19 protein-coding genes and 1 tRNA gene are annotated in these 25,268 nt (G+C 63.3%); 11 read left to right on the top strand and 9 right to left on the bottom strand.

Annotation, left to right across the window (positions count from 1 at the left end; translation table 11 throughout):
* Positions 1-288: 288 nt before the first annotated feature.
* Entirely contained in the window at positions 289-771 is a 483-nt protein-coding gene (locus VT03_RS00855; RefSeq protein WP_075091227.1) for an IS5 family transposase, read from the bottom strand.
* A gap of 272 nt (positions 772-1,043) precedes the next feature.
* Here VT03_RS00855 and VT03_RS00850 point away from each other — a divergent pair, with 272 nt between their 5' ends.
* Positions 1,044-1,271, top strand: coding sequence for a hypothetical protein (locus VT03_RS00850; RefSeq protein ID WP_075091226.1), 228 nt, complete (start codon positions 1,044-1,046; stop codon positions 1,269-1,271).
* Between the two features lie 248 nt (positions 1,272-1,519).
* Here VT03_RS00850 and VT03_RS00840 read toward each other — a convergent pair whose 3' ends face one another.
* From VT03_RS00840 to VT03_RS00820, 5 genes are all read right to left on the bottom strand, one after another.
* The gene (locus tag VT03_RS00840; protein ID WP_075091224.1) at positions 1,520-3,367 is read right to left on the bottom strand and encodes an ankyrin repeat domain-containing protein; all 1,848 of its coding nucleotides are present in this window, start codon (positions 3,365-3,367) and stop codon (positions 1,520-1,522) included.
* A gap of 691 nt (positions 3,368-4,058) precedes the next feature.
* The gene (locus VT03_RS00835) at positions 4,059-5,063 is read right to left on the bottom strand and encodes a DUF1559 domain-containing protein (RefSeq protein ID WP_075091223.1); all 1,005 of its coding nucleotides are present in this window, start codon (positions 5,061-5,063) and stop codon (positions 4,059-4,061) included.
* Between the two features lie 489 nt (positions 5,064-5,552).
* Positions 5,553-5,626: transfer RNA gene (locus VT03_RS00830), tRNA-Cys, on the bottom strand.
* A gap of 198 nt (positions 5,627-5,824) precedes the next feature.
* A complete protein-coding gene (locus tag VT03_RS00825; RefSeq protein ID WP_075096867.1) occupies positions 5,825-6,415 on the bottom strand; it encodes a TIGR00730 family Rossman fold protein in 591 nt (196 codons plus the stop codon).
* 115 nt (positions 6,416-6,530) lie between these two features.
* Positions 6,531-6,935: a VanZ family protein gene (locus tag VT03_RS00820; RefSeq protein ID WP_075091222.1), complete on the bottom strand. Its 405-nt coding sequence runs from the start codon at positions 6,933-6,935 to the stop codon at positions 6,531-6,533.
* Positions 6,936-7,227: 292 nt separating this feature from the next.
* Here VT03_RS00820 and VT03_RS00815 point away from each other — a divergent pair, with 292 nt between their 5' ends.
* From VT03_RS00815 to VT03_RS00800, 4 genes are all read left to right on the top strand, one after another.
* Positions 7,228-7,521, top strand: a complete 294-nt coding sequence (locus tag VT03_RS00815; protein WP_075096866.1) for a DUF1844 domain-containing protein — start codon at positions 7,228-7,230, stop codon at positions 7,519-7,521.
* A gap of 386 nt (positions 7,522-7,907) precedes the next feature.
* Complete coding sequence (locus VT03_RS00810; protein ID WP_075091221.1) at positions 7,908-10,517, top strand: serine/threonine-protein kinase; 2,610 nt, start codon at positions 7,908-7,910, stop codon at positions 10,515-10,517.
* Positions 10,518-10,624: 107 nt separating this feature from the next.
* The gene (locus VT03_RS00805; protein WP_075091220.1) at positions 10,625-11,017 is read left to right on the top strand and encodes an SRPBCC family protein; all 393 of its coding nucleotides are present in this window, start codon (positions 10,625-10,627) and stop codon (positions 11,015-11,017) included.
* 79 nt (positions 11,018-11,096) lie between these two features.
* Positions 11,097-11,393 (top strand): putative quinol monooxygenase, encoded by a 297-nt coding sequence (locus VT03_RS00800; RefSeq protein WP_075091219.1) that lies wholly within the window; start codon positions 11,097-11,099, stop codon positions 11,391-11,393.
* A gap of 49 nt (positions 11,394-11,442) precedes the next feature.
* Here VT03_RS00800 and VT03_RS00795 read toward each other — a convergent pair whose 3' ends face one another.
* Together VT03_RS00795 and VT03_RS00790 are read right to left on the bottom strand one after the other, a co-directional pair.
* A complete protein-coding gene (locus tag VT03_RS00795; RefSeq protein ID WP_075091218.1) occupies positions 11,443-12,648 on the bottom strand; it encodes an SGNH/GDSL hydrolase family protein in 1,206 nt (401 codons plus the stop codon).
* A 238-nt stretch (positions 12,649-12,886) separates the two neighbouring features.
* On the bottom strand, positions 12,887-14,293 hold the full coding sequence (locus tag VT03_RS00790; RefSeq protein WP_075091217.1) for a Gfo/Idh/MocA family oxidoreductase: 1,407 nt from the start codon (positions 14,291-14,293) through the stop codon (positions 12,887-12,889).
* A 426-nt stretch (positions 14,294-14,719) separates the two neighbouring features.
* Here VT03_RS00790 and VT03_RS00785 point away from each other — a divergent pair, with 426 nt between their 5' ends.
* The 5 genes from VT03_RS00785 to VT03_RS00770 all read left to right on the top strand — a co-directional run bounded on the left by VT03_RS00785 (position 14,720) and on the right by VT03_RS00770 (position 22,836).
* A complete protein-coding gene (locus VT03_RS00785) occupies positions 14,720-17,233 on the top strand; it encodes a protein-disulfide reductase DsbD family protein (RefSeq protein WP_197489155.1) in 2,514 nt (837 codons plus the stop codon).
* Between the two features lie 655 nt (positions 17,234-17,888).
* The gene (locus VT03_RS00780; protein WP_075091215.1) at positions 17,889-19,925 is read left to right on the top strand and encodes a PrkA family serine protein kinase; all 2,037 of its coding nucleotides are present in this window, start codon (positions 17,889-17,891) and stop codon (positions 19,923-19,925) included.
* A 257-nt stretch (positions 19,926-20,182) separates the two neighbouring features.
* A complete protein-coding gene (locus VT03_RS00775; RefSeq protein ID WP_197489154.1) occupies positions 20,183-21,427 on the top strand; it encodes an HNH endonuclease in 1,245 nt (414 codons plus the stop codon).
* A 231-nt stretch (positions 21,428-21,658) separates the two neighbouring features.
* Positions 21,659-21,931: a hypothetical protein gene (locus VT03_RS33065; RefSeq protein ID WP_156514198.1), complete on the top strand. Its 273-nt coding sequence runs from the start codon at positions 21,659-21,661 to the stop codon at positions 21,929-21,931.
* Positions 21,928-22,836 (top strand): zinc-ribbon domain-containing protein, encoded by a 909-nt coding sequence (locus VT03_RS00770; RefSeq protein WP_082845840.1) that lies wholly within the window; start codon positions 21,928-21,930, stop codon positions 22,834-22,836. The genes VT03_RS33065 and VT03_RS00770 overlap by 4 nt, the downstream gene beginning before the upstream one ends.
* Positions 22,837-23,237: 401 nt before the next feature.
* Here VT03_RS00770 and VT03_RS00765 read toward each other — a convergent pair whose 3' ends face one another.
* The gene (locus VT03_RS00765) at positions 23,238-24,320 is read right to left on the bottom strand and encodes a DUF5666 domain-containing protein (protein WP_156514197.1); all 1,083 of its coding nucleotides are present in this window, start codon (positions 24,318-24,320) and stop codon (positions 23,238-23,240) included.
* A 383-nt stretch (positions 24,321-24,703) separates the two neighbouring features.
* Between VT03_RS00765 and VT03_RS00760 the strand changes: the two genes are divergently transcribed.
* The gene (locus tag VT03_RS00760; protein WP_156514196.1) at positions 24,704-25,180 is read left to right on the top strand and encodes a DoxX family protein; all 477 of its coding nucleotides are present in this window, start codon (positions 24,704-24,706) and stop codon (positions 25,178-25,180) included.
* Positions 25,181-25,268: the final 88 nt, after the last annotated feature.

Below are 25,268 nucleotides of genomic sequence, written 5' to 3'. Positions count from 1 at the left end.
ATGGCTATCCGATCGCACCATCTGTAGTGACGCGGAATCGCAGAGCATTTAGCCCTACAGTGCACTTTCCCCGTCAATTCCCGGGTATTGACCTTACTTGGCAATCACACGACTGCTCCCTCCAACGAATAGCGATGCTTGCGGCCCCTTAGCCGGGAACCGACGGCGGAGGACTGCGCTGCTCCAACGATCCGTACCGGTCGAATGCAATCCGAGCGCCCCGGGCTTCGCCATGCAGGGGCGAACTGACTGAAGGGCTGTCTCAGGTCCGCTAGGGCGTGTGGACAATCACAAGACGTCCATGATGAGGGCCGCGAGCCAGACGAAGCCGACAAAGTTCCTGGCCATCTTTTCGTACCGGGTCGCCACACGACGGAATTGCTTGCTGCGGCCGAAGAACCGCTCCACAAGATTCCGGTGCTTGTAACGCTCCTTGTCGTAACGCTTCGTCCTGGTCCGCCTTTTGTGCGGCTTGATACAAGCCTTCGCTTTCAGCCGCTTCACCTGGGCCCGCGTTTCATCACCGTCGTAGGCGGTGTCGGCGAGAACGTGCTCAATCGGCCCTCGGGAGAACTCCGCAAGCAGTTCCCGGCCGTGCGGGCCGTCACCGTCCTGGCCGGGGCTGAGCTTCATGCTGACCATATGCCCTTGAGCGTCGACAGCCGCATGGACCTTGGTATTCAGACCTCCGCGAGACCGGCCGAGACAGCGTCGCTCGTCGGCATCCTCTTTTTTCTTTGGCCTGACGACGCCCGCCGACACCCGCGACATGTACTTTGACGGACGTCGAGTCGAGTTGGAGTTCGGCGAGATCCGACTTGTGTGCAGACAAGGGCAACGACGCCCAGGCAGTCCGTCAGACGGCGGCCCGTCGCGGATACGCCGTTCTCCAGCTGCAGTTCGCCATCACCGCTTGTAGGACGGCGAGATTCTCGGAAAGGCACTGAGAGAACCCTTCGACGCGATCCCGAATGGCTTTTCGTTCAGTCAAATCGGGAGGGGGAAACCGTCCTTCTGGTTGGGGTCAGCTTGAGAGTGTCCGCGTGCCGCAGGCGAAGTCGGAAGCGAAATCCGTCGCCAAGTCGGCGACGAATCCGGCGTCGTCCGTTTTCGATTCGTCCGCGTTTGATTCGCGGACTGCGAAAGAGAAGTCCGGGGGCGGGACATCGGAGAAGGGGGGAGGGGCTTCCAAGCCGGGGAAGATCTCGGCGGCGAAGAAGGGGGGGGCGTTTGACCTGGCGAGCTTCCCGAGAGCGATGAAGGCGGACTGACCGCCGTCATCTCATGGCGAAGCAAGCGGTGGACGGCACCTCGTATGTGAGCAATTTGGCCCCTTCAGATCATTCTGGGCTGGATCGGTCGGTTGTCAGGCGGGGCTTGGGGCCAGTCTTAGGACCTTCGGAATTCCACTCGGCCCGCGGCTCTGCAACCATCTCGCCGATCGTGACACCGCTGAAGACGTCGATTAGATTCTGGAGGCCGAAGCCCGGCCTTCCGGGGTCTTTGACCGCGACCTCGATCATGCCGCTGGCTGTGCGTCGGACTGGCCTTTGTGTCGGTCATCCTCCGTGGTGTCCAGACCGCGATCTGCGAGTAGCGGCCCTGATGTGCCAGTCCTAAAGGCGGATGCCCGCGGCCACTCCAGCGACCGGTGTGGCGTAGACTGCCGTTCTTGCCAATTTGTATCCCGAAAACGATCTGCGATTTGTATCTCCTGATTGTATCCGTGTGGTAATGGCACATCTGATTGTCTCCATGGGTCTTGTGTGCACCGTGAATTGATGAATGGCAGGGTAGTGCACGCCAGCGGCGTGGCCCACGGGGGATCGTCGGGAAGGTTCGTCCGGCTTCCCCGCGCGAGCAGGAGCTCGACCATCGGACGCTGGCCATACTTGGCCGCCCACGCCAGCGGCGTCGAGCAGATCTCCTCATCGCGGGCGTGCAGGTCCGCGCCGCGATCGAGGTAGAGAGCCGCCCGCTCGACATCTCCCTTCCGCGCGAAGTGATGCAGTGGCGTGACGTGAAGCCAGTCGGGATGGCTCGGGCTCATGCCGTGTGCGAACAGCAACTCGTTGAGCTCCTTCGTCTCCGCTCCAACCCCCCAATCGGGGAACGCGATCCGCGCCGGGAGATCGGGGCAGTAGCGGAGCATCAGCCGGACAAAGTCCTCCTTCCCTCCCGAGGCCGCTCCAGCGAGCGCATCGGGATCGTCCGCCAGCGCCGGATTCGCCGCAAAGACCGCCGCCGCCGTCCGCAGGTCGCCGTCGTAGGCGAGAAGTTCGACGTTCCGTGCGGCCCCAAAGCGGCAGAGGAGCGCGACCATCCGCTCGTCCCCCTTGGAAATCGCGCGGCTCAGCGCGTCCGCGGAGCTCTCGACCTCCGGATTCGGAAAGGCCCCACTCTCGAGCAGCAACTTCGCGACGTCGTAATAGCCGTTCGCGGCCGCCGAATAGAGTGCGTGCCCCTGGGGAGCGACCCCCTCTTCCGGAAGGTTCGGATCCGCTCCCCGTTCCAGCAGCAGCTCGACGATCGCGAGATGCCCCTTCGCCGCGGCGTTCTTGAGCGGCGTCCCGGAGCCGAGATAGTACGTCACATAATCGGCCGAGCGATTGGCGAGCGAAGGATCCCGGTCCAGCAGTTCCCGAACACGGGCGATGTCCCCGATGTACGAGGCCGTGCAGAGGTCACACTGTGCCCCGCGCGACCGCAGATGCGCGAGAACCTGCATCGGCGTGGTCGGCCAGTCCTGAGGCACATCGCGCCAGCCCCGGAAGTAGTAGTCGCCGTTCACGAGTTGAATCGGGCGGGCACCGTCGAAACGGCGGGCCTCGATGTCCGCCCCGCGCGCCAGCAGCTCGTCGACCACATCGATCTGCCGGGTCATGACCGCCCAGTGAATCGGCTGGTTCGACCGCCGGTCGCCGGTGTGAAGGAGCTCGAGAGACTTGCCGAGGAGGTCCCGAACCTTCCCAAGATTCCGCTCACGAATCGCCGCCGCCACGAGCTCGCCCGCCGCCGACGCTCCCTGGACGTCGGCCAGATTGGTCTCGATCAGCCGACCCATCTCCGCATAACCGCGATCCCGGCAGATCTCAACGAGCGAGTCGTTGATCGCCAGGCTGAGCGGATCCGCCCCCCGCTCCAGCAGGAACGCCGCCACCGCCACGCGGTTCTCGCGGACGGCAAAATACAGCGGCGTGCGATAGACGTGCTGAGCACGGACGAGCGAAGGCCGTCGTTCCACAAGCCGCCGGACCGTCGCCAGGTCCCCCGCGATGCATGCCGTGAAAAGCTCCCACACCTCGTTCCCGGTCCCGGGGGACCACTTCAGCGGTTCGTCGCCCGTCAACGTGCGAGGTCGGATCATGGCCACTTCCGAATCGCGAAGAAGGAACGTCTCCCGCCCCGTCCCCTTTTCGAGGCCAGGGTCAGGGGAGCTCTGCCGGAACTGAGGAGACACGGACCATTGTCCCGTCACGGAAGAGATCGCGAAAGGCTGGCCAGCGGTAGAGGGGCACCGGACGGAGTCGCGTCGGAACATCCGCAGAAAGAGCGGCCCGGAAAACAAAGAGAGCCGCAACCCGTTTCCGGAGTTGCGGCTCTTTTTGAGAGGGGGCGGTCTGAGTTGAACCGGCGAGTGACAGATTTGCAGTCGGTGTGCATGTCCCGGCAGCCTCCCGGGAACGTCCCGCGCTCGCTGCTCGTTGGACAGAGCAACGGATCTCTAATCTGGACCGACCTGCCAACCGCCTCCCACGGACCTCCCGTCGGGGGTCGTTGCCGTTTCTTCACCGTGTTCCAGGGAGCGCCCATCGAGGCCCTGGAGACGTCAGGCGTGCGGCCATCGCGATCAGAACTGCTGTCGTCTCGCGCTGCGCGACGCGGTACGGTCGCCCCCGCATCTCGGATCACACTGTTTGAGTCAACGAAGTGACAGGTGACGACCGGCGTCATCCTTGAGTTGGTTCCACGCCACCGCAGATCCTGGGCTGATAAAAAGCAGATGCCGCCGGAAGCCAACGGCCGGCGACGGCATCTTGATCGCAATGAGAAGGATTCTACAGGTCGCCGATGGCGGCACCGTCGAAAGCCCCGCCGGCTCGCTGCCAGGTCGTGAAGTCGACCGAATCGCCGATAAACTTGACCGCTCCGTCCGCCATCAGGGCCTGCACCCCGCCCGTGTGGCGGCTCCGGGCCGTCCAGACGCCCGCGCTATCGTACCAGCCGCAACCCGCACAGGGGTGGCAATCCGGATTCGGGGAGTTTGGCGTGTTCAGCGTGTTGAACACGGTCTGGCCGCCGATTCCGTTCATCCACTGCTGGTGCGGGGTGGCGTGAATGTTCGTCGTGCCGCCAAGGCACTGAGTACCGTAAGCGTCCAGCGACGCCTTGGTGGCGAAGGAGTTCGTGAAGCCGCCCGGGAACGCCTGACTCCGGACGAGCGACCGGCGGAGGTCGTACCGAGTGGTGTCGTTGTTTCCGACCGTCACCTCGGCCATCGCGACGACATTGGACGTGCCGTCCATGATGTCACCGACGCGCACCGAACGGTAGTACTGGACGAATCCGACCTTGTCAGCATTCCCCACGCCCCAGAACGTTGAAGGTCCGGCGCTCATGGAGTAGTTCACACCCGGATCCGTGACGGCGCCGGGGTAGGTGAAGTCGGACGGACAGATGAATCCTGCAATCCGCATCCGGACGGCAGCGGCGTTGTTGGGCGCCGCGTCATACATCTGGTTGAAGTCGAGCTTGTTGTAGATCCCCTGCTGATCCATGTAGGGGAGGAGCATCGTGTGGGCGCTGAACGCCCGCCAGGCACATGCGCCTGTACAGCTATCGTTGATCGACGGGTTGAGTCCCAGTGGGAACATCCCGAACGCTTCGTGGTAGCTGTGCAGGGCAATCCCGAACTGCTTCAGGTTGTTGCCGCACTGCGACCGGCGGGCCGCCTCGCGGGCCTGCTGGACAGCCGGGAGCAGAATGGCCACAAGCACAGCGATGATCGCTATGACCACGAGAAGCTCGATCAAGGTAAAGCCAGCACTCCGCTTCCTGAGCATCTAACGAACTCCAAAGATCAAGTAATGAAATGACTCGCGGGCGAGCGACCGCCGTGAACACGGCGCAACAAAAGGGCCCGCACTGTTGCCAGAGACCCGGCGATTGTCAATTTGATTGTTACGTTCTTCAGTTTCTCCACGCCGGAAGACTGACGGGATCGTAAGGTTCGGGCGATCTTCAGTTGCAAGGGCCCAGTAGATCGCTCGGTGGGACGCGACGATGTGAGGGGAACTCCTCTGCCCTGAGCAGCTCATTGTCGGAAAGGTTCATCAAGTTCGGATCCTCTGGCAGGGGAACCGCCCGTTCCTGACTGCCGAGTGGACGGCTCCAGTCACGGGGAAGCTCCAGAGGAAGTCGACGGGGGAATCCCAGCGTCGGGAAGCGGAGCGATTCGCCGATCGCCTGGAATCGCCGATCGTCCTATCAAATCCACGATCACTACCAACGAAAAAACCGCAAGCACCTGAAGTCAGTGCTTGCGGTTCAAGAGGCGGCGGTCGGAGTTGAACCGACGAGTGACGGATTTGCAATCCGTTGCCTTAGGCCACTTGGCTACGCCGCCGAAGGTGCCAATAGGATCGGTTGGAACTGATCCCCGGCATGAATCGATTTTCCGGAAAACCCGGTTCAGGCGGTCACCCGCCGGCTGCCGGAAAATCTTGCCTATCCTGTGGCGGCGGGTATTTGAAAGGATGTCGCCCGATCCGTCAACGGCCTCTGAACGGCAATCCCGATCGCCACGTTCGGAGAGGCCAGGGCCTCACCGGACGCGTCGATCGATCTTGTCGTCGACTGTCCGGGCCTTCCGCGGCGGAGCCGTCAGAAGCTGCTCGACAAGGCGGTCCGGATCGTCATCGACGAGGAACAGTTCCCGGTCGAAGTCGTGCAGGAACCCGTCGCGCGTCGCCCGCAGCAGGAACTCCAGGAACGCATCGAAATACCCCGCGACGTTGAGCACGCCGACCGGCTTGGCGTGCAGTCCGAGCTGGGCCCAGGTCAGGATCTCGCACAGCTCGTCGAGCGTCCCGAAGCCGCCCGGCATCGCCACGAACGCGCCGGAGAGATCGGCCATCATCGCTTTGCGTTCGTGCATCGTCTGCACGACGCGGAGCTCGGTCAGGCTGCCGTGTCCGAGTTCCCGCTCCAGCAGGGCGGCCGGGATGACGCCGACGACTTCGCCGCCGGCGTCGATCGCGGCATCGGCGAGGATCCCCATCAGTCCGACGTTGCCGCCGCCGTAGACGAGCCGCTGCCGCCGCCTGGCCAGCGATTGGCCCAATGCGGTGGCAGACGACGAGAACGCGGGATTCGTCCCGGATCGGGAGCCGCAGAAGACGCACACCGAGCGAATCGCGCCGCCGTCCCGTGATCCCTCGTTGGAGCCTTCGTCCGTCCGATCCGACATGCCCTGTCCGTAGCGAAGTGTTCGAATGATGAGGGCAGGACAGCCGGTCCGGCGTCGAGGTTCAGGCGGCCGACGAAGGGGTGGCCCGCTGCCGCAGCGGAACGAGCGAGGCCGCCAGGACCAGCCCGATCCCGACAGCGGCCCCGGAGACGTCGGCGACCCAGTCCAGGAATTCGGCGGAGCGGCCAACCGGGATCTGCAGGAGCTCGTCCAGGCAGGCAAAGGTGGCGATGGCCAGCATCGTCAGGCCGGCCCATCGAGCCGTCCGGGGCAGGGCCGTCATCGCGCCCAGCAGTCCCAGGCCGCAATAGGCAAAGAAGTGCCAGTGCTTGTCGGAGCCGGCGACCGAGGAGGGAATCGCCGTCGGCGGAAGGTGCGTGACCGTAAACAGCAGGGCCGTGTACGCGAGCAGCAGGACCGGTGCGAAGTCGAAGGCGCGGCGGGCGGTGATCAGGACGCGGTTCATCGAAACCCAGCGCGGATGCGGTCGTCCCTGAGTACGGAGGCGATGGCGACGGCCCATTGCCGCCGGACATCGCGGCCTTCCTGCCGCTTGAGACCATTATGGACCGGGAAACCGGACGTGCCACTCCGGCAACGGGAAATTCGGAATGCTCCGGGGATGCCATGAGAGCGGTCGGGAGGGATGGGGCGGCTGTCCGGCGGTGATCCGCTTGCTAAGGTCGGCCGGAAACGGTTGAATCGGAGCAGGCGGGCACATCGCTCCGCCCCTATTGCTCATCCGCTCGCCGATTGCCATGTCTGACGAACAGCCCGACCTTCAGGATCTTCCCGCCGCCAGCTTTGCATCGCTGGTGCAGATGCTTGCGGGGCAGGCGGCTCATGCGCTGGGCTTGATCCCGGGGCCGGACGGAAAGGTTGAGCCACGGCTCCCGCTCGCGAAGCATTTCATTGACCAGTTGTCGATCCTGCAGGAGAAGACGAAGGGGAACCTGACGGGGCACGAGCACAACGGTCTGGATCAGGCGCTGCACGAGTTGCGGATGCTGTACGTTGACCGGACCAAGGCGGCCGATCCGGCGTCGAAGTAGGTCCACCTCGCCCAGAGCAGGCCCGGAAAGGGGCGGGACCCGTGATGTGATTTATGGGCCCCCGCCCGCCGGAGATCCGACGCGAGAACCGTCGAAAACAGCCGGCGTCCGAGCGCGAACCAGTGCGGACGACTCCCCGATTTCCATCTCCGCAAATCCGAGCGGGAGGAACGGGCTACCCATCCTGCCCAACGGTCGCGGCGACCGCCGGCATCAACGGCCACTGAATCTTTCCGTTCGACCCCGGCTGTCGTCCGGATCGCGGTGTGTTAGGATCAGTTCTTCCCAAAATCCCCTCTTTGATCTTGTCCGCATCGGCAAGCCCCCAAGACTTCGTCGGGGCGGATGCGTTCGGTTCGGGCCTGAGTGGCCCAGAGGATTCAGGCGTGAACACGACGGCGTCGGCGGACCGATACGAGCTTCTCGAGAAGATCGGCGCCGGGAGCTTTGCCACCGTCTATCGCGCGCGGGATCGTGAGCTCGGGCGAGAAGTCGCGATCAAGCAGATCCATGAGCGGTTTCTGAAGGACCCCGCGCAGCTCGAGCGGTACTGGAGCGAGGCCCAGCTCCTCGCGTCGCTGCAGCATCCCAACATCGTGACGATTTACGATGTCGTCCGCCCCAAGGGATGGCTGATCCTGGAGCTGATGCAGGGGAACATCCGGGACCGCCTGGCCGGCAAGCAGATGGACCTGCGGGCCCTGCGGACCACGCTGGCTCACTGCCTGCGGGCGCTCAAGTACCTGCACAGCCGCGGGGTGATTCACGGGGACGTGAAGCCCAGCAACCTGATGATCGACCACCGCAAGCGGGTGAAGCTCGGGGATTTCGGCCTGGCCCGCCGCGTGAGCAATGTCGACGGCACGCAGATCCTCGGAACGGCGAAGTACATGTCCCCCGAGATGGTGACCGACACCCTCTCCGAAGTGGGGCCGGCGAGCGACCTCTACTCGCTCGGCTTCTCCGCCTATGAGCTCCTGTGCGGGCCGAACTTCGAAGAGCTCTTTCCGGGGCTCGAGGCGTTCGGCAAGGACCGGCAGGCGGCGTGGATGACCTGGCACGCGGCGTTCGACCGGAAGCTCCCCGAGATCAACCGTGTCCTCGACGGGGTTCCCGACGATCTGGCCAAAGTCATCCAGAAACTCGTCGAGAAGGTTCCCAAGAAGCGGTATCAGGACGCGGACCAGGCCCTGTCCGACCTGAACCTGGACCTCAAGATCGTCAACCCGATCAACGGCGAGACGATGGAGATCTCGACGGTCCCGCCGGAGGAAGAGCAGGCGGCCAAACGCAAACGCTGGCTGGCGATCGGGGCCTTCGGTCTTTCGGCCACGCTGTCGCTGGCTCTCGCCTTCTGGCCCTCCGGAACGTCGACGCCCTCGGGGCCGCCGCAGACGGTCCGCGGCGTTGTGCGGAAGATCGACCCGCAGACCGGTGTCATTGAATACGAAGACCCGCAGAGCGGCGTCCCCGACGAATACAAACTCCCGGCGAAGCCCCGGATCCGCCTCGTCCGTCCGGACCAGCCGGAAGTCTTCGTGCTCGCCAAGGAGATCCAGCCCGGGGACTGGGTCGAAGTCGCGGCGGCCACGCCCGGATCGGGGGGAGGGGACCTCGTCGTGTCGCGCCCCGTTTCGAGCGTCGCCACAATCAAGTCGGTCGACTACCCGAACAAGAAGCTTGTCCTGACGGTCGAGCGGGGCCGGGTCCGGGACGAACTTTCGGTCAGCGTTCCGCCCCGCGCACGCCTCCTGCTGAACGGCAAGCCGTGTGTCCTGCAGGAGATTCAGCAGTCCGACCGGGTCGAGATCCGGCATGTCATCGACCCCGGCGGAAAGCGGGGCCATATCGCCAGCGAGATCGACGCCTTCCGGGCCGCCCGCAGCGCCGGATTCGTGGACCACGTCGAGGCGGATCAGCGGAAGCTGTTCGTCCGCTTCGCCAGTGGAAACCAGGTCGATGAACTGACCGTGGCGCCCGACAGCGTGATCCGGCTGCGAAGCGGCGAAGCGATCGAACTCAAGGATCTCAAGGCAGGGGACCGGATCGAGCTCGAACTCGACGCGGCCATCCGGTCGATCACCGTCTTCCGCGACGCCGGCTCGATCTCCGGCTCGATCGCGGAGATCCACACCGAGCCTCGCGAACTCATTCTCAGCGACGAGTCCGGCAAGTCGGTCACGATCGCAGTCGCGGACGATGCAGCCGTGACGCTCCAGGGAGGAGCCGCCCGCCTCGAAGACCTGCGGCCGCAGGTCGACCGGGCGGTGATCGGGACAGTCGATGACGGCAAGGGGGGAGTCAAAGCGAGCTCCATCGATGTGACGCGGGGGATCCAGCACGACCGCTGGGCGCTCGTCATCGGCTCCTCCGCGACCGGCGATCCGCAGACACCATCTCGCTCGAGCGCTGTTTCGGACGCCACGCGGCTCCAGGCCGCGCTGACGGCGCGCTACGCGGTCGACCCCCAATGGGCGCCGCGGCTCCTTGATCCCGCCGTGGCCGATGTCCAGAAGGAACTCAAACACATCACCGAAAGCGCCGGCCAATCGGCTCAGGTGATCGTGTCCGTCTTCGGCAGCATCGTGATCGGAGAAGGAGAAGGGGCCGTTCCCCGGCTGGTCCTCAAGGGGGCCGGGAAGTCTCCGACCGCGGCGAACTCGATCGCCCTCGATGAGATCGTGGCCGAGCTCGCCGCTGGCGCTGGCAAGGACAAGCTGCTCCTGCTCGACGTCGCTCTTCCCAAGGGGGCGACGCTGGAGGCGGTCCTTGCGTCGCTGAAGAGCCCGCATCCCGGAACGGAAATCGTCGCCACCACGGCATCGGCGAGCCCCGGCGGCGGCAAAGGCTCTTTCGCCAGCCTGCTCACCGAGGCGTTTTCCGGGGCCGCCGACGCGGACCGGAACCTCCGCATTACGGCCGACGAATTGACGACCTGGATCGAGTCCCAGAAGCCCGCGGTCCCCATCGTCCGGGTCAAGCCCACCGCGGACTGACTGCGGGTGGCCTCTCGTTCGAATGGGCGTCGTTTGCAGGGAACAGCAAGCGCTGCGGCCGCGCTGGATGGTGACAGGTCGCCGCGGGGGACAGGTCCGGAGACCACATGGCCAGCATCCACAAAGAGATCCAGGTCCACCGAAGCCGTGAGCACGTCTGGGATGCGGTCCGCGACGTCGGGGCCATCCACAAGCGACTCGTTCCCGGCTTCGTCGTGGATTGCCGGCTGGATGGGGACTCCCGCTATCTGACGTTCGGCAACGGCATGAGCATTCGCGAGATCATCGTCGACATCGACGACCGGCGTTATCGCCATTCCTGGTCCGCGCGGGGCGCTCCGTTCACTCACCACAACGCCTCGATTCAAGTGCTGGCTGAGGGGGAGGCGACCTGTCGGCTCGTCTGGATCGCCGACGTCATGCCACACGAAATTGCGGACACCATCGCCGAGATGATCGAACAGGGCCTTCAGACGATGAAGGCCACGCTGGAGGCCTGAGGTCGAGCGGCCGGCCGTGGCCTCACGGCGAGGTCAGAGAGGCCACTCATCCGCTGGTGAGCGGAGAAGGAGGATTCCGATGGCAGTGACGGTCGTCTGGGATACGTGGCTGAAGCCCGGTGCGGAGGAGGAGGGGCTTCGACTCACGCGGCAGGTCTGGTCGGACATGCGGGCGTTCGAAGGTTACCTGTCGCACGACCTGCTCATCGATCAGGACGCCCCCGGCCACATCCTCGCTCTCGGCCGCTGGCGCAGTCGCGACGACGCAGACCAGGTCCGCGAGCGGTACAAAGACTCCGATACGATCCGGCAGCTGATCCCGCTCCTCGCGCGGCCGCGTGATCGATGGATCACCGTCGAGGATCCGCAGTCCTGAGCTCCGCCCGGAGCCGAGTTGCCATCGCTCCCGACAGCCAGAACTGACGTCACTTGCCCCCGAGGATCGTCTTCAGCACCGGCTCGAACGCATCGGCCTGGCGGAAGAATCCCAGGTCCGTCGGGTGGGAGCTGTCGACCGTTCCCTCGTTGTCGTCGCCGAGAAGTTTTTCGGCGGAGAGGTAGAACAGTCCGGGGATCTTCCGTTCCTGAAGCTTGGCGAACTCCGTCTTGAGCGCGGCCTGGCTTGTCCGGTTCCGTTCCCGCTTCGAGGCCAGGAAGATCGCGTCGCTGTAGTTGCGGTCCTCGACGAGCAGGATCGGCGTCGCCGGATGCTTTGCGCGGATCTGCTCGACGAGCGGGATCGTCCGCTCGGTCACTTCCGCCGCCGTCATGTTCGGCAGGCAGTCGATGACGAACACCGCCGCGTCGATGTCATTGATGCACTCGACGACTTCCTTCTCCATCTTGCCGTTGCCGGAGAAGCCCAGGTTCACGACCGGGCGATCGAACCGCCGCCCGAGGATCGCCGTGTGGACCATCCCGGTCCGCGAGGCGCTCGCTCCGTGCGTGATCGACGTACCGTAGAAGACGATCGGCTTCCGGCGGTCTTCCGGGAACGCCGGACCGCGGGCCAGCGACCGGTCCTGCGGGATCCCGATCTGAAGGTCGCTCACGCTGTTGTAGAGCGGGAAGTACAGGCGGTACTCCCGCTTCCCTTCCGGCATCCCGCTGACGAGGACCGCCGTCGTCGTCTGGGCCGTCGGTTTTCCGGCCGCCACCCATCGCCACGTCCCTGCATCGTCGCGAGCATAGAGGTCGACGCCGCTCACGCCGGTCGCCGGCATGTGCGGCATCGCCAGGTTCGCTGACGTGACGGTCCAGCGGCAGGCGATCTGCCGGGCATCGGTCACAAACCGCACGCACAGCCCGGCGCTGTTGCGGCTCAGGCCCCACACCGCCGGGCGAACCGTCTTCTCGGCCCTCGCCGGAAGCCGGTCATACAGGGCCTTCGTGTCGGAGAACGCCTGCCCCTCGATCCCGAGCAGCCGCGCGTCGTACCACGCCGTCGTTTCTTCGGACTTCTTGCCGTCTTTCTCGGTCGCCTTCACCTCGACCTTGGCCCGGTCCAGCGGCACGACCGCACCCGGTTCGACCGGAGCGACGGCGGCCGGCTTGGCCTCTTGAGCGAAGGCGATCGGGCCCACCGTCGAGAACGCCAGAGCGACGACAAACGAGTTCAGCAACCGCGGCATAACGGACATCCTCACAACGATGGCGACTTGGACACAGAAGCTCGGCGCACCGGGAGGGCGAGGCTCCCGCCGAGCCACAACGGTGACTGACGCGGCCCACGCGTTCGTCCCGTCGCAAAAGGGAACACCGGTGATGGCTTGGGCGGTTCCTCGTGGAAGCGCCTCTGGAGTCCAGGGGGAGCCCCTGGACTCCTACTCTCCACGAGCGGGCTTGCGGAGAGTAGGCCAGGACACGTCCCTAGATCACGACGTCGATCTCGTAACCCTTGCGCTGCTCGCGACCCATCCACTTCGCCGCGTCGGCATCGCCCACAATCATCTGGGCCTTCGAATCCCACTTGACCTTCTTGCCCAGGCGGATCGCGATGTTCGCCAGGTGGCAGGTCGTCATCGCCCGATGATGGCTGTAGACATCGGAGATCGGCAGCGCCCGGGACTTCACGCAGTTGATGAAGTTCTCCATGTGGCTCGCCGGGATCTTCCCGCCGTAAACCTTTTCCAGCGCGTCCTCCGGCAGCGGGTTGTCCTTGAGGGCCTCGATCACGCCCCCCTTGATCGCACCGCGGCTGACATGGAACCGCCCTTCGGTCCCCTCGAAGAGGATCCCGTTCCCGTCCGGCGAATCCGAGACGATGTGCATCTCGATGTCGTCCGGGCACATGACCGTCACGTCAAAGCTGGTCGCCACGTTGTACTGGTCGTCCTTCGTCGGCATCCCGTTCTTGAGCTCGACCGGATGCTTGGCCCAGCCTTCCAGGCTCAGCGGGCCGGACTTGTCGATGCCGATCGCCCAGCTCGCGATGTCGACGTGATGCGCGCCCCAGTCGGTCATCTTTCCGCCCGAGTACTCGTACCACCAGCGGAACTCGTAGTGGCAGCGGGAATTCCCCCACCGCGTCGGGTTCCCCTTGCCGTCCTTCGTTTCCAGATATCGGAAGTCGACCAGTGGCGCCTGTCCCAGCCACTTCTCCCAGTTGAGCCCCTTGGGGGCGTCGACCTTCGGGATCACGGCGCTGGGGGGCGTTCCCCCGATGTTGCAGATCACCTTCTGGACCTTGCCGATCCGTCCGGCCCGCACGAGTGCCACCGCCTGGATGAACCGCTGCCCCATCTCGGTGCGCTGCTGCGTCCCGACCTGGAAGACCCGCTTCGTCTCGTCCAGGACCTTGATGATCTGCTTTCCCTCGTTGATCGTCAGCGTGAGGGGCTTCTCGCAGTAGATGTCCTTCCCGGCCTGCATCGCCTCAATGGCGATCTTCGAATGCCAGTGGTCCGGGGTCACGATCGTGACGATGTCGATGTCTTTCCGCTCGAGGATCTTCTGGTAGTCCTCATAAGTGTCGATCTTCGACTCGTGGCCGGGCTTCGACTGGTGCTTCGTGCAGATCTCCTTCCCTTCCGCGAGGTGATTCGCGTCGACGTCGCAGCAGGCGACGACGTCGCCGTACTTCATCGCCCCGCCGACCACCTGCTTCCAGCGGTCGCCGGTGCCGATGCAGCCGATCCGCGGCCGTTCGTTGGGGCTCTTGGCCGCCTCGTCCGCCAGGCTCAGGCGGGGGGCGGAGAACATCGGCATCACGGCGCCGGCGGCGGCCGCGGTGGACAGCTTCAGGAAATCACGGCGAGAGGCGGAGGGCTTCTTCACGGGAGCGACCTGCTTGAGCGACTCAGAAAGCGGAGGGGACCATGCCCCCCGGACGGCGGACCCATCCGCCGCCGCTGATGCTAGCGGAACCCGGAACCGCTTTTCCACGCAGGGGAACGGGCGACGCGGCGGATTGTCCGTCGCTCAGGCTTCCCGGCTTCCAACACGCAGTCCCGGTCTGTGAACTGGTTTACAGAAAATCCGATCGGCGCGAGCCAGACTCGCCGAAATGTCCGACGGCGCGAATAATCTCGGCGAACGGAGTGATGCTGCGTTTTGCCATTGTGCCGATAATCACGGAGCCGGTCTTGACACGGTCTCCGCACGACCCCGACCCAAGGTGGACTCGTCATGGCCGGCGCGAAATCGATAAACTGCGGCAATTCCTTAGGGAATTTCCTGAACGGTGTCTGGCAGGGTTTGGACATGAGCGTACGGAGCGCGCGACCGGTGGCAGTGTACGGGGGCCTGTGGGCCATTCTGATGGCCCTCGGCTCGGCAGCTTTTGCCGATGTCACGCTGGCCGGAAAGGCTCAACCGGTCGTCTCCGCCCGGCTGGAGCGGTCGCTGGTCGACCAGTCCCGCGCCATCCTGACCGTCGAACTGGAGCTCCCGCCGGGAGCGACCACGAACTCCGTCCATAAGAAGCCGGGCGTCACGGGCGAGACCCGGCTCGACCTCTCCGAGACCATGGACGTCACGGCGGTCGGCGCCGTCGACGAAACGCCCGCTCCCAAGTCGGTGACCGATCCCCAGACCGGGGAGACCCTGACCAAGCACACGGGAACGGTCCGGTTCACGCAGGAGCTGCGGCTCACCGGGAAGGCCCCGCAGGTCGGCGGCTCGATCCGATTCATCTACTGTCACAAGGGAAGCTGCCAGCGCCTCACCGAGTCCTTCGCAGCGAAGCTCGATACGGCCGCGACCAAAACCAGCTCCGTCGCCCTCCTGGCCGATGAACCCGCGGGCAAAGCGGGCGAAACCGATCTCCTCGATCCCCCCGTCGACCTCCCGGGACCGAAGGGATCGCTGGATCTCAACAAGCTCGATCTCGGCAAGGGCTTGAAGATCGGCGCGTCCGGCGCTGACGAAATCGCCCGTCCGGCCACGTCCGCCAAACCCGATGTCCGGGCGGAACTGCATCCGTTGGAAGGCTCGAACGATACGGTCGTCCTGCAGGTGATCGTGGAATGTCCGCCGGACCACTACACCTACTCGCAGAACAAGAAGGTCAACAAGAAGCCGACGCGGATCACCGTTGAGGAGACCGCCGGAGTCACCCCGGCGGAAGAACTCTTCAGCGAAAGCCCGGCCGCCACGGTCTACTTTGAAGAGGCGTTCAATCAGAACATCGAAAAGCACGAAGGGACCGTGACCTTCTCCCGGAAGTACAAGGTCGCCGACGCTTCCAAGCTGGAAACCGTCAAGATGACCGGGAACGTCAACCTGCTCATGTGCAAGCACGGGGAGTGCACGCCGTTCCCCAAGCTCCCGTTCACGGCCACCTATCACGCCACCTCAGTCACGATGGCCGCGGCTCCGGCGACGGACCTCAAGGTGAACACCGCTTCCGGCAGCACTCTGTTGAGCAACCTCCTGCTGGCCTTCGTCGGCGGGATCATCCTCAACGTCATGCCGTGCGTCCTTCCGGTCATCGGGATCAAGGTCGTCAGCTTCGTCGAGCAGTCGGGCGAGAACCGCTGGCGGATCTTCGCCCTGAACTGGACCTACGCCGCCGGCAGCATGCTGGTGTTCCTGATCCTGGGGACGCTGGCCGCCCTGTTCTCGATGAACTCGGGCCAGATCTTCCAGAGCGACGCCTTCCTGATCGTCTTCGGCGTCGTCGTCTTCGCCATGGCTCTCAGCCTCCTCGGGGTCTTCGAACTCAACCTCCCCGGGGTCGCGACCGGCTTCGGCCTCAACAACGAGAAAGAAGGACTCATCGGGGCCTTCATCTCCGGCGTCGTTGCGACGTTCCTGGCGACCCCCTGCATCGGCCCCTTCATGGGACCGGCCCTCGGCTGGTCGCTCGGCCAGTCGACTCCCATCATCTACGCGATCTGGATCACCCTTGGTCTCGGGATGTCGCTGCCCTACCTGATCCTCGGCCTCGCTCCGGGGCTCGTGAGCTGGCTCCCCCGTCCCGGCATGTGGATGGTCCGCTTCAAGCAGTTCTCCGGGTTCCTGCTGCTGGCGACGGTTCTCTTCCTGATCCAGCCGCTCGAGCGGAACGGCAAGTCGGCGGCGGCGCCGACGGGGAGCATGCCGGTCGTGGCGAGTGCCGACACGGTGGAGCCGGAAGTCGCGGCCACCAAGGGCCACAGCGTCGAAAAGCCGCTGACGGGAGTCCTGATCGCTTTCCTCGGGCTCGGCATCGGGCTGTGGATGATCGGGAACCTGTACAACCACGCCTCGTCGGCTGGCGAGAAGTGGAAGGTCCGCGCCGCCGCGATGACGGTTGCCCTGCCGCTGATGTGGTACGGGACGGCGGATCACTTCGGGCTGCGGCTGCTTCCGAATCAGGAGCTGGCGTGGGAGCCTTGGACCGAGCAGCGGATGCAGGAGCATCTTGCGGAGGGCCATCCGCTGCTGATCGACTTCACGGCGGACTGGTGCGCGACCTGCAAGTTCAATGAGGCGACCGCGCTGAACCGTTCGGGGACGAAGAAGTTTGTTGAGGAGAACAAGTTCATCGCGATGAAGGCGGACTTCACCGACGAGAGCCCCGAGATCAAGAAGTGGCTGACCAAGTTCAAGATGAGCGGGGTTCCGGTCTATGTGATCTTCCCGCCCGGGGAGAGCCGTGAGCCGATCGTCTTTGAAGGGGTGGTCACGCAGGGGATGGTGCTGGAGAAACTCACCGAAGCGCTGAAGCGGAGCAAGGCCGCCGCGACCGCGAAGAAGGTGAGCGAGCCCGCGAACGTCGTCGGTTCGTTCTAGCTCGAACCGCGTCCTCGCCGGCACGACGCGGCTTGCTCAAACCCAACGTGCGACGGCCACTGGGGTCAAGGGGGTCTCACCCCCTTGCCGCCGGAGGCACTTCGATGAGGAACCGCGGGACACAACGGATGTCCCCTTTGTGGTCCCCGCGCTGAGGACTCCCTCAACCCGCACCGCTTGCGATGCAATCCCCGCGGGTTGAGGTGAGGGGCATCCAACACCGTGTCCGCGCTTGGACACGGGCTCCTTCAGAGATCTCTCAACGGCCAGGCCTCCGGCGGGCAAAAGGGCCAAGAAAACAACACAGGCCCCTCTGCACTCCCCACCAGGGTGCCCCTGGACCCGGTGAGTGGGACGCTTCTTCGCTCTTCCTTGATGTCAGCGAATTCTCACAAAAGCGGCCCCGCTGCGCCGCCCGCCCCAAGACTGCTCTTGTCCCATCTTCACGCCACGGGAATAATCCTATGTCTGCTTTGATCCTTTGAATCGTGTCTGCTCGACCAGGGATGGTCGCCTCGTGCTCAGACGGCGATCCCTTCGGAAGGTTTCTTCTCTCCGGAGGTTAGCAATGTTCGTCGATTCCCCGCTGTCTGCTGCGCCCAGGGCAATTTCCGAGCAGCCCCAACCGTCATCCCCTAGCGGTCAAGAGGTCACTATGTCCGGCGCAACGCTGTTGTCCGATATCTCGTCACGTCAAAACACCCAGCAGTTCCGCCAGGAACACTGGCAGGGGACGTACTCGCAATACCTCGACCTCGTCCGCACCAACGGAAAGATCGCCCGGACGGCCTATCAGCGCGTCTACGACATGATCATCGCGGACGGCTCCTACAAGATCGACAAGGACCTCATCCGCTACAAGTTCTTCGACGATCCCCACCACAACGGCGAAGACGCCATCTACGGCCTCACCAAGCCGCTCATGGAGCTCGTCAACGTCTTCCGCTCCGCCGCCCTCCGCTACGGCAGCGAGCGCCGCGTGCTGCTCCTCCACGGTCCCGTCGGCAGCTCGAAATCGACCATCGCCCGCCTCATCAAGCGCGGCCTCGAACGCTACTCCAAGTCCGACGACGGCGCCCTCTACACCTTCGGCTGGAAGGAAGAAGACGGGACGATCAGCTGGGACCCCATGCACGGCGAACCGCTGCAGCTCGTCCCCGTCGCCAGCCGCGCGGAAGTCTGCGCCTATCTCAACGAAGGCCGCGCCAACGGCGAATACCAGGTCGAGATCATCGGCGACGTCTGTCCGCTCTCCCGGCACTACTTCAAGGAGCGGCTGGAGAAGGCGAACGGCGACTGGACCAAGGTCCTCGAGCAGATCGTCGTCAAGCGGATCTTCTTCTCCGAGCAGGACCGGATCGGCATCGGCACCTTCCAGCCCAAGGACGAGAAGAATCAGGACTCGACCGAGCTGACCGGCGACATCAACTACCGCAAGATCGCCCAGTACGGCTCGGAGTCGGACCCGCGGGCCTTCAACTTCGACGGCGAGTTCAACGTCGCCAACCGGGGGATGATCGAGTTCATCGAAGTCCTCAAGCTGGACGTCGCGTTCCTCTACGACCTCCTCGGGGCATCGCAGGAACACAAGATCAAGCCCAAGAAGTTTGCTCAAACCGATATCGACACGGTCATCATCGGCCACACGAACGAGCCGGAGTTCCGCAAGCTCCAGTCGAACGAGTTCATGGAGGCCCTCCGGGATCGCACGATCAAGATCGACATCCCCTACGTCACGGAACTCAACGATGAGCACCGGATCTACACCAAGGACTATAACCCGCAGCGGGTGCGGAAACACATCGCCCCGCACACGCTGGAAGTCGCCGCCATGTGGGCGGTCCTGACGCGGCTGGAGGAGCCCAAGCACCACGGCCTCTCGCTGATGCAGAAGCTCAAGCTCTACAACGGCAAAACCCTCCCCGGCTTCACCGCGGAAAACGTCAAGCAGCTCCGCCGCGAGGCCAAGCACGAAGGGATGCACGGCATCTCTCCCCGCTACGTTCAGGACAAGGTCTCGAACGCCCTCGTCTCGAATGCCCTGGCGACGAGCCTCAACCCGTTCATGGTCATGAACGAGCTGGAAACCGGCCTGCAGCACCACTCGCTGATTCCCAATGACCAGCTCCGCGAGCACTACCGGCAGCTCGTTTCAGTGGTGAAGGAGGAGTACACGGACATCGTCAAGAACGAAGTCCAGCGGGCGATCGCGGCGGACGAAGACGCCCTGACCCGCCTCTGCTCCAACTACATCGACAACGTGAAGGCCTACACGCAGCGGGAGAAGGTCAAGAACAAGTTCACCGGCCAGGACGAAGAGCCGGATGAGCGCCTGATGCGTTCCATCGAAGAGCGGATCGACATTCCGGACTCCCGGAAGGACGACTTCCGCCGCGAGATCATGAACTACATCGGCGCCCTGGCGATCGACGGCAAGGTCTTCAACTACAAGACGAACGAGCGCCTCCAGAAGGCCCTCGAAATGAAGCTCTTCGAGGACCAGAAGGACACGATCAAGCTGACCAGCCTCGTCTCGCAGGTGGTGGACAAGGACACGCAGGAAAAGATCGACATCGTGAAAAGCCGCCTCATCCGCAACTACGGCTACAACGACGAGTCGGCCACGGACGTGCTCCAATACGTCGCCAGCATCTTCGCCCGCGGCGACGCCAAGGGCGACCACCACAAGTAAACGGGCCGACGACTTCCAACCGGGATACAACGGCCCGCCTTCTCCAGAGAAGGCGGGCCGTTTGCTTTTCGAGCCTCACTCGATCCGTCATTCCTTGACCGATATAGTGGCTCTTTACGTTTCTCGGGGCCTTTCGAAGTGGTCGGCAGATGAATCGCAAGGGGTTGCTCAATTGGGTCAAAAGCGGGATCACCAAGTTGGTAGATCCGGATCGAGAACGGCGGATTGAGGCCGCCACGACCTCAATCAATCGTGAGTTGGCTCGCCAGAAGAAAGCATTTCAGCTGGCTCCGGTCGTCGAGAAGCTCGAAATCAGCGAGAAGGAACTGGAGGAAGCTAAGGCCCAAGTCTATCGAGGGGCCTTGGAGCGCGTGACTCGCGACGACGAGATCTCCGAGTCCGAAGCCGCCAGCCTGAACTTCATCGCGGGAGCTCTCGGACTTCGCGGCGTGGCGGAAGCTGAACTCAATGAGTCTGCCGCGCGCGAAGTCGTGGCGCGAGTACTGGCAAAGGCGTTCGAAGACGGCGTGATCGACGACTCGGAGGCGGCGCATCTGGGACGAATCGCGAAATGGGTGGGACTGGGCAAAGGGGAACTCGTCAGTCGCTACTTCCACAAGGAGGGAGAGTCATTTCTCCTGGGGCTGTTTCTGTCGGCAGTTGGCGACGGCCATCTCTCCAAAGAGGAATGGACGAGGCTTTGCGACAGTACGGCCAAGCTGGGATTGATGCAGGATGATCTGCAGGCAGCGATCTCGCGGCATGCGACGAGCTTCGTCGAGCGGATCTTTGTCAACGTGAAATCAGACGGACGTCTCTCGGGCGAGGAAGAGCAGTACGTCCGGTGGCTGATGGATGTCCTCGAAATTCCCGATCGGACCGCGCGATACTTTGAAGAGCAGATTCGGGAACTGCGAATCTTCACGAACATTCAGGAAGGGAGGCTTCCCTCTATTGTCCCTCCGCCTCGATTCGAGGCCAGGGCCGCGGAGATCGTTCACTTCTATGACGACGCGGTGTTCATTCAGGTCCGTGACCTGAAGTCCGGAAGAAAGATCGACCGTTACACAGGGACGGCAGCTGTCACGGACAATCGGTTTGTATTCGCCTCCGCGGAAAAGACCATGACGGTCAGCTTGCGGCAGATCGTGGAATGTGTCCCGTTTCAGGAAGGCGTGGAGCTTCGAACGTCCGGCCGGGGAAATGGAATCTACGACTTCGGAGCCCAAGCCAAACTGGCAACAGCAATCCTCAAGGTCGCCATCGGCCGCGCAAACCAGACAATCGTCGAGCGAGTCGACTCCCCCATGTCCCGATCCATCCCCCGAGAAGTCCGGCAGCGAGTCTGGCAAAAGTACGGAGGCCAGTGCGCCGAGTGCCGGGCAACGCAGTACTTGGAATTCGATCACATCATTCCGCACTCGCGAGGCGGCAGCAACTCGGACAACAACATCCAGCTCCTCTGCCGTGGCTGCAACCTCAAGAAGCTCGATCACATCTGAACGAGGTTCAAGCCTTGGCCATAAAATGTCGTAGCTGGCCATCGACGATCTTCCCGAACCAGGGGCCGAAGCTCCACGTTCCAGCGAAGCAACGGGTAGGCCATCCGATTCCGGCTACCATTCCGTTGGGACCACGCTCTGCAGCGTGGTAATTGGAAGACTTCCTCGTCTTTGATATTCTGACGGTCAGGGCGAGACGCCTGCTTGGGGCTCGACAGAACGGGAGGGGGCATGTTTTTTGGCCAGTTCTCCATTGAACCCGTCGACGGTGCTCCGCCCCTCGAAAAGGTCTGTGGTCGTTGCAGCAATATCGCACCGCACGTGCTGGTGGATCAGCCCTGTGGAATCGCCGTGGGCATTCCGTTCTTGAGGCGTCCGTTCTGGTCGAGCCATCGGGGCTACTTCCTAGCCTGCCCGATCTGCGGACAGTTGAATGAGATTTCGCACGACGCGGCTCAAGCGATGATTCGCAAGGGGAAGCCTGAATCACAAGGTGCTCCATGATCATCGTCGGATGGGGTGGGCGCCGAAAAGTGCTTGGCACAGTCAGCTGCGGCACATGCCCTCATTGCATGAACGACTGCCCTTGGGAAATTGTGGAGCAATCCAGCGAGGCTCGGCTCTACTTTGTTCCTATTGCAAGGTGGAGCAAGAAGTACTACGTGGCTTGTTCGATCTGCAGCTTCGGAGCGGAACTGGCGAGTCGAGAGAAAGCTCAGAATCTACTTCTTAGCGAATTGGAGAGCCGTGCGACTTCCGAAGTTCAGGCTGCAAGAGGCGAGACCAATTCACAGCCGTTGCTGGAGATCCCGCTGAGTTATCTTGCTCAGACTGATAAGCAGCCGACGACTTCTGAGCAACCCTCTCAAGCTCCGGTCGTGGCCAAGTCCGGGATTACCACGGAAACGGACGAGACTGAGAAACCCTCTGAAATCACACAGCCCGATTCACTAACTCCGGTTGTGGCGAAGTCCGGAACGCCCACCGAAACGGACGAGACAGAAAGACCCTCTGGTGTCATACCGTCCGACTCGCTGACAGAGGCCGTGGCGATCACTGGCCTGTTGGCGATCTTTGCGGTTATCGTGACGTTATTTGCGATGTCGTCGACACCGACTCCGTTACGACAGGCACCGGTTGCACCGCCTTCGGCATCTCGTGAAGTTAGGAAGAATTGGGAAACAGCGGTTGAACACGTTTCTTGGGATGTTCTGCAACTTCGCAATAACCTCCTCGATCATGCCAAGACCAGATATCTGAAGGCAAAGACGGCCCTTGGAGGTCCTTGGCCTCATAACGTGGATGATCACCGTTTCCTCGATGAGAACTACGAATCTGCTCGAAGGAACTTGAGCTCAATGAAAACGATCGCAGCGCTGAACGCGTATGCGACTGCTATGAACTATTGACGCCGGGTGCCCCTGCTCGTGCTTTGACGAGCAGGGCCGAGTTCGCGTTGGACGTCCAATCACTGCTGGCCCAAAGCTGCCAGCAGTGCCACCCGGCCGCAGAATGATGAATCTCGTCGCCGATAGTGCATAACAGGCTCTAGCGACCGGCAACCTCCCGATCAGCGCCGGGCGCCACTGCTTGTGTTTTGACGAGCAGTGCCGAGTTCGAGTTCGACGTCCAGTCACTGCGTGGCCCAAAGCTACCCGTAGTGCCACCCGGCGCTACTCAGCGGCGGGGTGCCAGTGAGTGGCAAGTCGGTCTGCCGGCCTCGTCTAGAGTTATTTGATACGGTTCCAAGAGCCGTGCCACACGGCTCCGACCGTGCCATGCCGTCTCCTCCCTCTTTTCGACTGCTCCGCTACGGCGTTTGCCCGATTGCCTCGCCGCGGAGCCACTTGCGTATCGCGGGGTACTCCGACGCCGGGAAGGCGTGGCCGACACCCTTCATTTCGTAGGCGGTCAACGCGGTGCCGCCGGACTTCGCGGCGGCGACGATCTCCGACAGTCTCGACGCGCGGAGAGTCTTGTCGCCATAGGCAAGCAGCAGGGGCTTCTCCTTGAGCAAGTCATACCGCTGCAGGCGGCCGCCCCCATTGACCAGGAAGAAGGCTGAGAACATCTCCGCTGCCTCGCCGTCCGACTGGTCAACGATTGCCTGCACAGCGTGGGCACCGTTGGACGTTCCGCCGATGACTCGGCGGGCCGGATCGAGATTGGGCACGGCCCGCCCCAACTCCGCCAGCATCCGCTTGTAGAACGGCCACATGTATCTGCCGTCGGCATCGCGGATCACCACGTCGTACCCGGCCGAACCCGGAGCGGCTTGATGGAACAGCGGCAGACTCACGCAGACGAAGTCCGCTTCGTCGACAAGGGCCCGCGCAATCCCCGGGTTGTCGCCACGGCCTCCCGTTCCACCGTTGAGGAAGACCAGCAGCGGGTGTTTGCGGTCGGGGGCGTAGTTGCTCGGCAGGAAGACCGTCATCTGCGGCTTGATGCCCTTGGCCTCAACCAGTTCATCGAAAGTCGCCGGCAGATCGGGGAACTGAAGCGAGAAGATCTGCCCCGGCCGCAGGGGGGACTGTGGCTCGGCGCCCGCTGGCCCGCCGACGGGTGCCGTCGTGACGGGCAAGACTGTGGCGGGCAAGACCGTGGCGCTGGACGCCACGCGAGCACGATCGGCATTCAGGGAGTACACGACTCGGACTGTGTCGCCAACCGCGACGTCTGCCAGCGTCCGTGATATGTCGCCCTCCGCGATCTGAGTGTTCGCGGTGACCGCAAACGTCATTTCTCGCGTCACCATCACAACGATGGTCCTGGCGACTGGATCCACACTCTGGACCACGCCGGTCTTCGTCTGGGAGGTGGCCTTTTCCTCGCCGTGGATCATTGCCTTCGGCATGCTCAGAACAATCAGAGTCAGGGCGGCGATGCCCAACCGACGAAAGCCTCTCATGCCATCCTCCGTTCCGCGTGCATTCCGTGGTGACGGGCTGGAGGTCCGCAGCCTGCCAGATACCGCGGTCGCTCCCGAACAGTAGAATTCAGCCAGGCCGGGGGTATGTCAATGCACCAGATTCTCTGCGAAGGCTCTCCACGGTGGGCAGGGTGGCCCAGGTTGTCTGGCGGCGTGGCAGTTTCGGCCCCGTGATGCCGGTCGGGTGGCACGTCCCGGAGGCTTTACGCAATTGTGTGGCTGCGCAGAGATGATGGCGAACTTTCTGAAGGCCACCGCCGAGGGCGTGTCGCTTTGGCGACGACTTTCCCATCCTGCTCGCGTCAGCCGCGAAAACGTGAGACTTCAAAAAATCTCGGGGCAGCTTGTCGATTCGCACCGCCGTCGTTCGACGCACTCACAGATCTCTTCACTACGTCACACGGCACAAGAAAGAAAACAGCATGCCATCCAAAGCACAACGGATCACCGGCTGGGCTCTGACGGGACTCGTCGGTCTGTTCATGATCGGAGCCAGCGGGGCTCCCAAGTTCTTCGATTTTCCCGGCAAGAACGAGATGATGGACAAGCTGGGAATTCCGCTGCCGCTCCTTCCCACGATCGCTGTCCTCGAAATCGCCGTGACCGTCATTTATCTCATCCCGCGCACCTCGTTTCTGGGAGCGATCCTGATGACGGGATATCTCGGCGGTGCCGTCTTTACTCACCTCCGAGTCGGCGATCCGTGGTACTTCCCGATCATCATCGGCCTGCTGGCATGGCTCGGTTTGGCGCTGAGACAGCCAATGATCTTCTCTTTGGCAAGAGATGGCGCAATCGGGCCTCGCTCAACGCCCACGTGAAGCACACGTCCCTCCACTTCTTCACGCAATCGTGCGCGGCATTGAGGATGAACACGCTTCCCTGTCGTCCTCGTCAGACTGGGCATCG

Origin of the sequence: Planctomyces sp. SH-PL14 (assembly GCF_001610835.1) — a bacterium.
Lineage (GTDB): Bacteria > Planctomycetota > Planctomycetia > Planctomycetales > Planctomycetaceae > Planctomyces_A.
Note: the sequence above shows the minus strand (reverse complement) of the source record. Positions and strands in the feature narration are given on the sequence as shown.

Coding starts and splice junctions, on each gene's coding strand:
- VT03_RS00820 (WP_075091222.1), bottom strand. CDS start 6,935: ATGAACCGCGTCCTGATCACCGCCCGCCGCGCCTTCGACTTCGCACCG.
- VT03_RS33065 (WP_156514198.1), top strand. CDS start 21,659: ATGTTTTTTGGCCAGTTCTCCATTGAACCCGTCGACGGTGCTCCGCCC.
- VT03_RS00855 (WP_075091227.1), bottom strand. CDS start 771: ATGTCGCGGGTGTCGGCGGGCGTCGTCAGGCCAAAGAAAAAAGAGGAT.
- VT03_RS00795 (WP_075091218.1), bottom strand. CDS start 12,648: ATGCCGCGGTTGCTGAACTCGTTTGTCGTCGCTCTGGCGTTCTCGACG.
- VT03_RS00770 (WP_082845840.1), top strand. CDS start 21,928: ATGATCATCGTCGGATGGGGTGGGCGCCGAAAAGTGCTTGGCACAGTC.
- VT03_RS00780 (WP_075091215.1), top strand. CDS start 17,889: ATGTCCGGCGCAACGCTGTTGTCCGATATCTCGTCACGTCAAAACACC.
- VT03_RS00805 (WP_075091220.1), top strand. CDS start 10,625: ATGGCCAGCATCCACAAAGAGATCCAGGTCCACCGAAGCCGTGAGCAC.
- VT03_RS00800 (WP_075091219.1), top strand. CDS start 11,097: ATGGCAGTGACGGTCGTCTGGGATACGTGGCTGAAGCCCGGTGCGGAG.
- VT03_RS00785 (WP_197489155.1), top strand. CDS start 14,720: ATGAGCGTACGGAGCGCGCGACCGGTGGCAGTGTACGGGGGCCTGTGG.
- VT03_RS00840 (WP_075091224.1), bottom strand. CDS start 3,367: ATGATCCGACCTCGCACGTTGACGGGCGACGAACCGCTGAAGTGGTCC.
- VT03_RS00835 (WP_075091223.1), bottom strand. CDS start 5,063: ATGCTCAGGAAGCGGAGTGCTGGCTTTACCTTGATCGAGCTTCTCGTG.
- VT03_RS00815 (WP_075096866.1), top strand. CDS start 7,228: ATGTCTGACGAACAGCCCGACCTTCAGGATCTTCCCGCCGCCAGCTTT.